Raw genomic sequence first — 13,011 nt, forward strand, 5'->3', positions numbered from 1 at the left:
CCTTCTCCAAATAAGTACAATCAGAGTTCAAAAGAACTCTGAAGCTATTTTTATAAGTACCCGATTATATAGAATCAAATATTTCTGACACATTGGGCAGTCAGAATGAAATAAAGCGGCAGCCCAACAAATCAGACAATATTATTTTATATATTCTGGTACTTAAATACGGTTAGGAGTTTCAGCCCTATGGTATAACCCATTGGTTGAGGTATCTGTAGAATGAGTTGTTTCGACATTGAGACATTCCATAAAAAAATACTTGCGATCGCCATTACTTCAGCAATTACGACATTGATTCAAAGTAGCTATGCAGCAATTGAAAAAGATGACTCTGGTAATACCTCCACGGTTAATGCTGAATTTCAGAAAAGGCCACTCACTCAGCCTGAAAGTTCAGACAAAGATCAAGCTAACGTAAACTTCACTCAATACCACTGGCCACCTGAACAAACGAAAACGATCGGTACAGGCAATACTGAGACGATTCCCAAACAGGTTACCATCACACCAACAAGCAAAGACGGAGCCTTACACAATATTCAATTGAGTTCAGGCAGTACATCTCAGCCAACAATACTAAGAAACCATGGCGCTATTCGAGGTGACTTCTCGAAGTCAACTCAAAGGCAAGATACCCTTATAAAGGCTTCTGGTGATCATATTGAGGTGCATAATGAAACCACTGGAGAAATTCATACCACCTCATCATCCGACCAGCCAGGGCTTCATACTGGAATACATATAAAAGGTGACAACAGCCGTTTTCTCAACAAGGGTTCAATTTATTTACTGGGTGCAACGCAAGAAATAATCGATAATTCTGCAGGTATAAGAGCTGAGTCAAATGCCTCTGTAATTAATGTTGATTCCGGCACGATCTTTGTCTCAACAGAAGGCGTTACGGCAATAGAGGCTCAGGGAGGTACAGCATTAAATAATGGCAATATCGAGGTTAATGCTCCAGCTACAGGCATCAGAGCTACTGCAGGACTTCATGAAACGGATAACAAAACGACAGCAACCAACCATGGCATCATTCTTCTAAACCATCCCGAAAGCACAGGAATGGTCAGCAATGGGCAAAATATTGAGTGGTTCGGGACAGGCAAGGATTGGGATGAGCACAGTAATGACTATAAGTCAGGAGCCATTAACGATACGCATGGTGCGATTAAAGGACAGGGAACCGGAATGCTGTCCTATAACAGCGGTCTCATCAAAAACCACGGCAACATTCAGATATCGGGCTCGTACTCAACCGGAGCCAGAGCGCAATCCAATGATCCAGATAATGTAGATGTCGGTGCCGGTCTTATGGCGAATACCGGCACAATAACCGCTATTGATGGGGCAACGGGCATCCACCTCCATAAAGGTGGACTTAAAAACTCGGGCACAGTTATCAGTGATAATGCCGCTATCCGCGGATCAGGCCCTTTTAATATCGCTATTTTAACGCCCGGCAGCTATATCAAAGGTAAACATGCTTCGGTACTTCTTGAAGGTTCCGGTAATGATATGAACCTGATTGAACTTCGCGGAGGGACTCTGCAGGGAAACCTGATTGGTAACAGCCCCATGGATATCCTGAGGATCAATCCTGCGGATACCCTGACCGAAGAGATCAACCAGAAAATTTCAGTTAATGGAGAAATCAGAGATTTTGAACTCATATATATTGCTGGTGATAAGTGGGCAGCCTCCCGGCCAGCCATCAACCCAAAATCCCTCATTGCCGGAGGAACCGTAAATTTTACGTTAAGTGATATAAGTGAAGACCAGGAACAAACTTTACAGCTGAGCTTTACCGACAAATTCCCGCCTGCCAACGGCTTTGATATCAAAGTTAACGAAGCAGGAATTACCAATATTGATTTATCCGATACCAATAACCGTCCTGCCGCCAGAATATCCCTGGAAGGGGGAAGCATGAGCCAGATGACGGGTCACCTGAAAGGCAATGATGAGTTGTCTCTGGAAAACGGGATAATCAACATTATTGAGGATGTGCATCGAATCAGAGCCCAAACCGATGGCGACTGGCAGGTAAAAGCGCCTGTCCGAGGCGTAAAACATCTGGTCACTGAAGTAGGTGGTGACTCAGATATGCCTGCGCTTGAACAGACCTCACTTATTCTCAGGGACTCTGCTTTTTCATCAGAAGATGGTCCCACAGCAAAAGCAAATACCCTTGTTGTAGCAACACCTTCAGAGTCCGAGATTAAAATAGGTCAGCCTATTCCAGAGTTTGATGGTTCAGAGGGGAAAGCTGAAGTCACTATTGCCAATGGCGCCCGTTTTGGCCAGCTGGTCTCTCCGGAAAAACTGACCGTCACCGCCTCTGCTGAGCAACCGTTCCACGCTTACGGCCCAGTTCGTGATGCAAAACACATTGAAGTGTCACCTTCTGCGCATGTACAAGGGCTTACACTCGGAACATCTGCTACCAGGCACGAAGGTAACCTCGGGCTTCTCTTCAGCGAGACAGAATCTGACGAACCAATAAGAATCATCAATAACGGTACAATCACTGCGGTTGATGCCTCTCATGGCAACCAGAGACCAACCCTAAACTACATTCACAATAGTGATACGCCGGTGGATCTCAGGGGAAACAAAGACAGAAAAGATGAACTGACGCTTAAAGGGGGATCTCCAGAAACCGTTCAGGCAGTTACCAGTTCCGCTCTGCAGAATGGCGTTTCTAATCTTAACCTCGACGGTGTAGCAGCCCCGGTTGAACTCCCTGCTGACCTTGAATCATTGACGCTGAGCAGCACTCTGCCCATTGGGCATGTTTATGCTGTCAGTGTTGATGATCTGGAAAAAGAAAAGGTCGATAAGGCACATGAGACACCTAATCCTACCTTCATGCCATTCTCCGACAGAATGCCAGAAAAAACGATTCTGAAAACTGATGTCGTGACTCCGGGGCTTAATTTCAGTCTTAAAGAACGACCCGATATGCGGTTTGAGATTATTGATGGCGAAATAGGTGCACTGACTGGCAACCCTGAAAAAGGTGACCAGCTGGTCATCCACGGAGGTCAGTTGAAAGGTGATATTGATAACCTTCAATCCGTTGCCGTGGCAGGTAAAGACTGGGGAGCTCATGGTGAGTTCAGTAACACCAGAGAAATACTCGTTGATGAAAACGGGATTTTAACATTGTTACAGATTTATGGGCCTCAGGAACCTCCACATACAACAGAGAATGACCTTACCCTTCAGGTAAAAACCACTGCCGGACAGAGAATGCCTGTTAATGTTGCAAAAGGTGGAGCATTGGGCCTGTTAGAGGTACACGACCAAGCCAGCCTTGGAGACCTATCACTGCAAGGTGGTGTTGTGCATATAATGCCCAATGATAACGAAGCTCTGGAACTGGGCCGAATAATTAATGCCGATGGAGTCTACGCCCCAGAAACCGAATTTGGCTATGTATTGGTTGGGAACAACCCACAACTCTGCCCACTGGGAAATAACCTGGTGCTCGGTACACCTGAACATAAATCAGTCAGCGTATTCAGCAAAAAAATTGATAGTCTGCAGCTAACAGAAGGCGCAAAGCTTAAAGGTGAAACACCAGCGGTGGAGCAACTGTTGGTACATACCTCTGATTTCTCATCTGAAGGCTGGATCAGCGCCCGTGATTTAACCGCCGACGCCCCTATTGCCGAAGTCAATGTTTCCGATAACTCCCAAAGCAAGCCAACCTCAGACACATCAGATACCCCCTCGAAGCTGAATATCCAGACATCGCCAGATCGTCCACTGAATATCAAAAGTAATCAGCCAAAACCTCAAGTACAACTGGTCAACATAAACGACGGAGCCAATCTGGGCTACGTTGACTCTGTAAAAAATATCTGGATTCATGGTACTGACTGGCACAATTGGGGACTGGTTAACAACCCGGAAACACTCACCATTGCCCCCGATGGATCAACAGACCTTATTATTGCTGACGGTGCACTACCAAGCGAGCAAGATGCAAATAGACATCAGGCACTCCATCTGTATTTTTCTGATGATTCACCCTATGACCAGAAAAAAGCATTTGTTGTGACCAACCTTGGTGAAACCGGTGCCGATGAATTCCTCGACAATCGGGGTGAGTTAAACGCTCTGGATTTCTCAGCAGATACCCAACGCCCTTCTCTGTACTTTATTCAACACGGTGGTAATACGGGTGAAGTAAAAGGCCGTCAAGATAAACAGGACACTCTGGCCCTGGTAAATGGGCGACTCAAAAAAGCCTCAGGATTTGCCAATATCGATATTTTCGGCTCTGACTGGAACAGTGTTCAATTAACTAACCCGAAAAACATCAACATTCATGAAGGTGCCAGCGCTGCTAACATTCTATTCTCTGGCATGACACCCGAAGGCAAAGGTGTGCTGGCTACTGACTTCACTGACGACCATGACAGAGTATATGTAAACTCCAAAGGAACACTTGGAGAGATTAACCTCCTTCCTGCTCATAGCCGGCCAGCATTCACGATAGAACAGACTGGCGGCACAATTGGCTCAATTAAAGGAGCCAACGGGAAAGACGACCTCTTCATTGCCACCGATACAAGAGTGACAGAGCAGTTATCCGATATCGATAATGTCACCTTCAATGGCACGAATAGCTATGAAGGAAACCTGCTTCAGTCCAATGGTCTTGTTGGCGTCAATGGCAACCTGCATTTTCTGGCCGACCGTATGGCAATCGTTTCCAGCCCATCAGCCAGCAGGGAGGCGGTACAACCTGAGTCATCTCCCACATTTCATATTCGACAGGGAGCCACCGTTACGACGCCTTCAGAAATAACGATTGATGGTAACTATCAACATGATGGTCGTCTGGTGCTGACCGAGCACGACCCCGAATCGGCAAGGCTTCAACCGCTGGTAGATGGTACAACACAGCAGGCACCAATAGTCAGTGCCAATACTATTGGCGTTGGCCCTACTGCTGATTTTATTTTTGATAGCTCTATCATTAAAGATCCAGCAATCGGCAAACAATATCTTCTGATGGAGGCAACGGAGTCCAATATTAACCGACCTGTCAACGTCGATGCTGAAAATGAGCTGTATGTTCATTACGACGCAATAGTTGACCCACACAATGCGAAGAGAATGTTGCTTACCAGCACCAACCAGGCTGACCACCGTGCAAACCAGGTACCTGGCCGATTTCGGTCTATGATGCTGGCAGCCACTAAGCCCGCTGATAAAGAAGAGACTGAGCACCCAAAAGCTGACAGCAACAGCGCAAAATTAACCCAGCATGTTGTTCAAAACGTAAAAGCTGGTAAGGACAGTGCAAAAGCTGCAGAACTTGCTCCTGCTATGTCTCCTCATGCTGTCCACAATGCCAACCTCGCACTGAAAGCCGCAGGCAAAACCCTTGATGATCGGATGTCCGGCAAACGGACAGGCATCAGTACCGGAGATATATTTTCTAGTGGCGGAGCCTGGATTCAATACTCTTACAGCAAGGCAACACAAGACCTTAAGGACAATGTTCCAGGGTACCATGCCAAAACTAATGGATTCTCGATCGGTGCAGACAATCCTCTCGAGGAAGATCAGGACATTGAAGTGGGTATTGCTTACACCTATGCAAAAGGGAAAGTGGAAGGAAAAGATGGCTCAAGAAACAAAATCGATACTGATACTCATATCTTCAGTCTTTACTCATCATACATAGAAGATGACTTCTTTTTTGATGGCCGAATGAGTTACTCCTTCGGCAAGAACAAAGGACACCGCTACGTTGGTGGAAACCTGCATGATGCAAAGTACGATACCCAAAGCTGGGGAGTAGGCATGATAGCAGGGTACACATACCCTCTGGGCTATGAGTGGAGCTGGCAGCCTCAGGTAGCCTTTAATTATTACACCATCAAAACTGATGACTATACCGAGTCTGCCAGAGATCCTGCCCAGACATTTTTATCTTATGACCAGGTCAACAATGGAAAATATGACATCATGGAGCTGGGAGCTGGTCTGAAACTGATCGGAGATATCAATACCGATTCAATGGTCATCAAACCAGAACTTGGGTTGATGGGCTTTCATGATTTCAAAAAGGATCCGGTTGCCATCACTGCTCACTTTGTTGCAGGCGGTGAAAACTTTCTGATCAATGGTGCTGACAGGGATGCCAACCGCTATCAATTTGATGCAACGATTAATATGGAGCTTCAGAACAATACCACGATTACTTTCAGCTACTCACACCACTGGGCAGACAACTTCAAGGTTGATGGGTTCATCGCAAGAGTTCGTTATGAGTTTTAATTAGTCTAACCGCGCTGCAGACAACACGACTCTAACATCCAAAGAAAGCCTCTATATATGGGGCTTTCTTACCCGAAAACTGCAAGTAATTTTTTAATACAACTCTTTTAACAGCTCAGCTGAAAAAGGTTTTATAGCGTCATAATTCCCTTGTCTGACTTTATGCGCCCATTCAGGGTCAGCAATGAGTGCGCGTCCTATTGCGCAGAGATCAAAGTCTTTGTTATCCAAAGCACCTACAAGGCGGTTCAAATCAGACTCAACACCAGCTTGCATAAATTGCCCAGCCTGATCCTTACTGAATGGACGGCTCAAGCCAATACTACCAACCGCAATGACAGGCTTACCAGATACCTTTTTAACTAATGTAGCCAATGTCTCAGGCCCATCATTAAAAGCGGGTTCCCAGAAACGGCGAGTGCTGACATGAAATATATCCACTCCGGCTTTTGCCAGAGCACGCAAAATAATAGTCAGCTCCTGACAGTTCCAAGCAATATGTGCGGAATAGTCAAAAACCTTCCATTGAGACAGTCGAAAGATAACCGGGAAATCTTTGCTGACCGCCTGCCTTACAGCACTCACCACTTCAACCGCGAATTTCAACCGATTTTCAAGCATTCCACCATACTCATCGGTGCGTAGATTGGTGTGATGCCATAGAAACTGGTCAATAAGAAAACCATGAGCACCATGCAATTCTACGGCATCACAACCAATGGCTTCTGCATCGCAAGCGGCCTGAGCATAAGCAGAAATAATCTCTTTAATTTCCGGCTTTTTCAGTGCTCGTACAACATGTATTCCATTTTCGTATATATCCATTGGCCCAACCCCGGGCTCAGATGGAACAGGCCCCATACCAGGCCTTCGGTGTGAACCCACATGCCATATCTGCGGTGCAAAGTGTCCACCAGCCTTGTGTATTGCTTCAGCTACCTTTTTCCATCGACTTAAAGCATCTTCTCCATAAAACCTTGGCACCCTCTCAAAGCCATTACTGGCCTTATGATTTATGGTTGCCCCACCACAGATTACCAGTCCAACCCCACCTTCTGCTCTCCTCCGGTAATAGGCCTCAAGAGCCTCTGTCGGCAGCCAGTGGTCTGCGAAGTTACGTGTCATGGGTGACATGACAATTCGATTAGGTAAATGTAGTTTTCCACAGGTAAAAGGGCTAAACAAAGCATGCGTATCATGAGACATAACGACAACCAGTCACTTCATGAAAGTGTATGACACGACATAAGCATAGTAAGACTGCCAGCTTTTCTTAATACAACTCGTTTAATAACTCTGCAGAAAAAGGCCTTAATGATTCAAAATCGCATTGCCAAACTTTATTTGCCCAATCAGGATTGGCAACCAGTGATCGCCCAATCGCACAGAGATCAAACTCTTCATTTTGCATCGAACTAAGAAGAGGCTCCAGATTACATGTCGTCTCCGCCCCGATAAATTGCCCTGAAGGGGCAAGAATCAACGGACGGTTCAAACTAATGCTTCCGACTGCAATCACCGGTTTTCCAGATAACTTTTTAAATAAGTGTGCCAGTGTTTCAGGGCCATCGTTAAAAGCAGGCTCCCAAAACCGACGTGTACTGACATGAAAGATATCAACACCCGCCTCACTCAATGCCCGAATGATTACAGCCAAGTCACCTCTGGTTAAGGCCGTATGGGCAGAGTAGTCATCAACCTTCCACTGTGAAAACCGGAAAATAACCGGAAACATTTCACTCACCGAATTTCTGATAGCTCTGACAACCTCCACTGCAAGCTTCAGACGGTTGATCAACTCCCCACCATATTCATCTGAGCGTTGATTTGAACGGTGCCACAAAAACTTATCAATCAGGTAGCCATGGGCACCATGAATCTCTACTGCATCACAACCAATAGATTCAGCATCATGAGCCGCCTGAGCAAAACTATCGATAATCTCCTGGATTTCAGCTTTTTCCAAACCTCGAACAACCCGTTCTCCCTCCTCAAAAACATCAACAGGTCCAACGCCAAGTTCCCCATATGCTGGGCCAATGTTTGACCTGCGTTCAGGTCCTGAATGCCAGATCTGTGCCGCAAACTTACCCCCTGCTACGTGAACCTGATCAACTATTTTCTTCCACTGTTCAAGCGCCGCCTGCCCATAAAAGATGGGCACACCTTCATAAGCATTGCTGGCGCGGTGATTTATCGCTGTACACTCACTGATGATAAAGCCCGTGCCTCCTTCGGCCCTGCGACGGTAATATTCTCCCATTTCTACTGTCGGCAGCCAGTTGTCAGCAAAATTGCGAGTCATTGGCGCCATGACAATTCGATTCGGCAGTTGTAGTTTTCCACAGGCAAAAGGGGTGAACAGAACGCTTGTATCATAGGCCATGACAACAAATAGTCCCTTCAAGAGAATGTATGACACATAGAAACATAGTAAAATAGTCAACTTTGAGAGATCTTGGGAGTACAGGGATGAATAGCCTTGAAGACAAGAATTTTAATAACACCTACTCACGCTTGTCAGAATGTTTTTATACAAGGCTTAATCCAACGCCTCTGGAGAACCCGAAACTCGTTGCCTACAGTTCATCAGCCGGACAGCTTCTGAACCTGGAAGACTCAGCAGAAAATAGGGAAACACTGACCCAGATCTGCTCTGGAAATACTGCGTGGCCGGGTTCAGAACCTCTGGCCATGATTTATTCCGGACATCAGTTTGGCTCTTACAATCCTCAGTTAGGTGATGGCAGAGGGCTGTTACTGGGGGAGCTGGTTAACGCTGAGGGAGAAAAGTGGGATCTTCATCTGAAAGGAGGCGGACAGACACCCTACTCCCGATTCGGTGATGGTAGGGCTGTACTCCGCTCGTGTATCCGGGAATTTCTCGCCTCAGAAGCACTTCACCACCTTGGTATTCCTACCACTCGAGCCCTGTGTGTGGTGACCAGTGACACCCCTGTTTACCGGGAAAAGACTGAAGCAGGCTCAACATTGTTGAGACTGGCCAGAAGCCATATCCGCTTTGGTCACTTTGAATATTTCTTTTACACCAAACGGTACGAAGCCCTGAAAGAGCTGGCAGATTACACCATTGAGCAGAACTTCCATGACCTTGAAGGTATGAAAGTGCTATCAGGAAGTGATCAGGGCTATCAACGCTTCTATTCAGAAGTTATCCGTCGTACAGCAACATTGATTGCTCAATGGCAGGCTTCAGGTTTTGCTCATGGCGTCATGAATACCGATAACATGAGCATCATTGGAGACACCTTCGATTATGGCCCTTACGGCTTTATCGATGACTTCAACTGGCATTATATCTGCAATCATTCCGATCATTCTGGTCGTTATGCCTTCAGCCAACAGCCAGAGATCGGCTACTGGAACCTCGGTAGACTCGGGCAGGCCCTTACGCCTCTTTTTGAGGATGGAGAACTGATTCAGACAGCCCTGGATCAATACCCTCAGCTTTATAGTGAAACCTATACTCGTCTGATGCTTGATAAACTGGGGCTGGTTGAAGAAGAAGAGGAAGATACAGACCTGATCCGCGATCTACTCCAGCTATTACATGACAGTCGTTGCGACTACACACTGTTCTTCCGAACACTTTGTAACTTTCCTTCAGACCATGCCAGTCAAAGACTTCATCAACTGGTTAATCATCCATCGTTAGCAGCATGGCTGGATAGATACAGCCAACGAATAAAAAGAGACCTGACGGGTAACGAAGATCGACAAAGACGCATGAAGCGAGTCAATCCCAAGTTTATTCTCAGGAACTATCTTGCCCAACAGGCCATCGAACTGGCCGAGCAGGGCAACTATCAGGAAGTAGAAAACCTGATGACCGTACTTGGGGCCCCTTTTGATGAGCACCCTGACTTTGAGCACTATGCAGCAGAACCTCCGGAATGGGGAAAAAAGCTGGAAGTCAGTTGCTCTTCCTAGAATGGATTTCTATCCAGCACCGTTATCGCTAAGATACCCTCAATCCACATTAACTGACGCAGTGAGAAAACAATGGCCAGAATGGTTCAATGTGTAAAACTGAAAAAAGAAGCTGAAGGCCTGATGGTGCCACCATTACCCGGTCCAAAAGGACAGTGGGTCTTTGACAATGTGTCTCAGGAAGCATGGACCGAATGGCAGTCTCACCAGACTCGCCTGATCAACGAAAAACACCTGAATCTGCTGAAGCCTGAGGCTCGTCAATACCTGATGGAACAGATGGATAAGTATTTCTCCGGTGAAGATATTGATGCCGCTGAAGGCTACGTACCTGAAGATAAATAATCATATCAAGCCTGTCTCATTGGCTATTCTCTATTCGCTCAGCGTATAACGAGAATAGCCAATGCCTTTCCCTAGAAATACCCCAATCCTCAGATATGCTCTTATTACTTTATTCTCTTCTCTGGTCTGGATGTATATGAGCATCACCAGTAGTGCCAACGGCTCAACCTTTGTTATGCCAAACCTTGCAGAAATGATCAGACTGGTTCTTGAATTCGGTGATATTGAAGCCATTGTCGGACAACGCCACTACACTGGAGCACCTGTCCTGCAATGGGACCGACACTTTTCTGCCAGTCATGAAATACCCGTTTTCCATGCTTATGGTTTTGGCGGTTCAGGTCTTACCCTTGCTCCATCGGTAGCCGAATACATTGCAAGCCAGGTTGGAGAGCAGGTTTTATCTGATCACAGCCCGCTAACCGACTCATCAGAGATCGTCATTCTCGGCGCTGGCTACATTGGTATCTTTACAGCCCTTGAAATCAGACGATTTTTTAACCGGAACAATAAACCACATATACCCGTTCGGCTCGTTGCCCAAGCCTACCCCAAAGGCATCACTGATATTATGTCGGATAAATCAGAACCCACCAGGGCGGATAATTACTCAAGCATGACTGCCGGAGGCTGGGTAATGCCTGTTTCTATTGAGCCTCTGGCAAACAATACGCTCTGGTGCAGCCTGATTCAACGTGCTCAGGAGCTATGGCTTAACTGGTCTCAGACGCCACCTTTAAATACAGCAACCCATATTACCCGAAGTCTGGTGTTTTATGACCAGCCCCTAAATGAAACAACCATGGAAGATAAATCAGGTATCCGAACCATCAACCAGTTATGTCCATTAAACCTCTACCCGGAGCATCCGTTTCAAGGCTCGTTCTATAGCTTAAGTTACAGTGGGAGCGCTATAAGCCCTCTGCACTTTGATCAGGTCGTTGCTTTTGACAACGTCATTCAAACAGACACCGTCTCTGTTCTGCAACACATGACCAAAAGGCTATCTGAAGAAGGGGTAGAGCTGGTTCAGACTGAAGCGCTGATGGATAGTTTTGAACAACTCAGCCAGCACTTTAATACTGGCAGCAAGACGATTGTGATTAATGCCAGCGGACATGGTGCCTGCTCTATCTTCGGCTGCAAACCTTCATCACCGATCCGTGGCGATCTTGTTTTATTAAAAATCCCTACCAAGCAGCTAACCGAACAAGTGAAGGAGATCAGCCGGTATGGGTTCTGGGCCGGAGGATCCAATTATGTGTTTCTACGCTATACGCTGGATGGCCAATGGATGGAAGTGGTACTGGGCGGTAGTTTTATAAAAGGCGACCATGATCTTTCAATCAGACCCAAGACCATTCGCCGTATTGTCAGCTTCTGGCTGGACTTCTTCCATAAAGCCCCTGAAAACAAAGGTGACAGCATTCAGAAAGATGCACTCATAAAGAGTGTATTAAAAAGAGCGCTGTCTCAACAGTGAGGATAAATAACTTTATTCCATCTTTATCGAGGGAATAACTATAAACTAAAGAGCCGCCCTGACTGATTCACTCATAGGCGTAGTTGCCCGTCCAATAAGCATACTCAGTGTGTGGCTGTCATTCGCTAACCAGCCATTTCCCGCCTGCATTTCAGCATCAGCCAGAAAAACAGCATACTCTTCAGGAATTCCTGCCTGCTTCAAGAAGTCGGTATACTCCTGACAACTCATATCTTGATACACAATATTCCTGCCAGACTGTCTGGAAATTTCTGCAGCATACTGTTCAAGGGTAAACCCCTGATCACCAGCCAGCTCATATACCTTGCCAATCTGGCTCTCTGACGACACCAACACAACGGATGCTGCCTCTGCATAATCCTCACGGGCAGCAGCAAAGACTTTCCCATTACCTGCAGCCCCATAAACAACACCGGTACTTAATACAGAATTCAAACTCCGGGTATAGTTTTCGGTATACCAGCCATTGCGCAAAATCACTGCAGGCAGGCCAGCCGCCTTAATTGCCTCTTCTGTCAGTTTATGCTCTTCAGCCATCGCCATTGCTGAATGGTCAGCCTTCAAAAGACTTGTATAAGCAAATAGTTCTACACCGACCTCTTTTGCTGCTGTAACCACTGCCTTATGTTGAGCAACACGATGACCGAGATCATTCCCTGAAATCAGCAGTAATTTCTCAACACCTGACAATGCCGGAATCAGTGTCTCCGGGATATTGTAATCAGCTTTACGAACGTGCACGCCAGACGTTTTCAGATTCAGTGCATTTTCAGGTTCTCGGACCAGAGCAACAATATTACCGGCATCTGTTTTGCTCAGCAGACTACTGATAACAAGACTTCCGAGCTGACCATTTGCACCTGTAACCGCTATCATAACCTGCCCTCTTATCTCAGCGTTTTTAT

Annotated in this window: 7 protein-coding genes; 4 read left to right on the plus strand and 3 right to left on the minus strand. The window is 46.3% G+C overall.

Annotated elements, in window-relative coordinates; translation table 11 throughout:
* The first annotated feature begins 222 nt into the window (after positions 1-222).
* The gene (locus tag GV64_RS00425; RefSeq protein ID WP_020582670.1) at positions 223-6,306 is read left to right on the plus strand and encodes an autotransporter outer membrane beta-barrel domain-containing protein; all 6,084 of its coding nucleotides are present in this window, start codon (positions 223-225) and stop codon (positions 6,304-6,306) included.
* A gap of 93 nt (positions 6,307-6,399) precedes the next feature.
* On the opposite strand, the gene GV64_RS00430 is transcribed toward GV64_RS00425, so the two are convergent.
* Complete coding sequence (locus tag GV64_RS00430; RefSeq protein ID WP_020582671.1) at positions 6,400-7,512, minus strand: oxidoreductase; 1,113 nt, start codon at positions 7,510-7,512, stop codon at positions 6,400-6,402.
* Between the two features lie 67 nt (positions 7,513-7,579).
* On the minus strand, positions 7,580-8,692 hold the full coding sequence (locus GV64_RS00435) for an oxidoreductase (RefSeq protein ID WP_020582672.1): 1,113 nt from the start codon (positions 8,690-8,692) through the stop codon (positions 7,580-7,582).
* Between the two features lie 86 nt (positions 8,693-8,778).
* Between GV64_RS00435 and GV64_RS00440 the strand changes: the two genes are divergently transcribed.
* From GV64_RS00440 to GV64_RS00450, 3 genes are all read left to right on the plus strand, one after another.
* Positions 8,779-10,257 carry a protein adenylyltransferase SelO gene (locus GV64_RS00440; protein WP_020582673.1) on the plus strand — a complete coding sequence of 493 codons (1,479 nt, stop codon included), beginning with the start codon at positions 8,779-8,781 and terminating at the stop codon, positions 10,255-10,257.
* Between the two features lie 72 nt (positions 10,258-10,329).
* Positions 10,330-10,602 (plus strand): oxidative damage protection protein, encoded by a 273-nt coding sequence (locus tag GV64_RS00445; RefSeq protein WP_020582674.1) that lies wholly within the window; start codon positions 10,330-10,332, stop codon positions 10,600-10,602.
* Between the two features lie 136 nt (positions 10,603-10,738).
* Complete coding sequence (locus GV64_RS00450) at positions 10,739-12,085, plus strand: FAD-dependent oxidoreductase (RefSeq protein ID WP_020582675.1); 1,347 nt, start codon at positions 10,739-10,741, stop codon at positions 12,083-12,085.
* A gap of 45 nt (positions 12,086-12,130) precedes the next feature.
* On the opposite strand, the gene GV64_RS00455 is transcribed toward GV64_RS00450, so the two are convergent.
* Positions 12,131-12,982, minus strand: a complete 852-nt coding sequence (locus GV64_RS00455; RefSeq protein ID WP_020582676.1) for an SDR family oxidoreductase — start codon at positions 12,980-12,982, stop codon at positions 12,131-12,133.
* Between the last annotated feature and the right edge of the window lie 29 nt (positions 12,983-13,011).

The organism is Endozoicomonas elysicola (genome assembly GCF_000710775.1).
In the GTDB taxonomy this organism is placed as follows: domain Bacteria; phylum Pseudomonadota; class Gammaproteobacteria; order Pseudomonadales; family Endozoicomonadaceae; genus Endozoicomonas; species Endozoicomonas elysicola.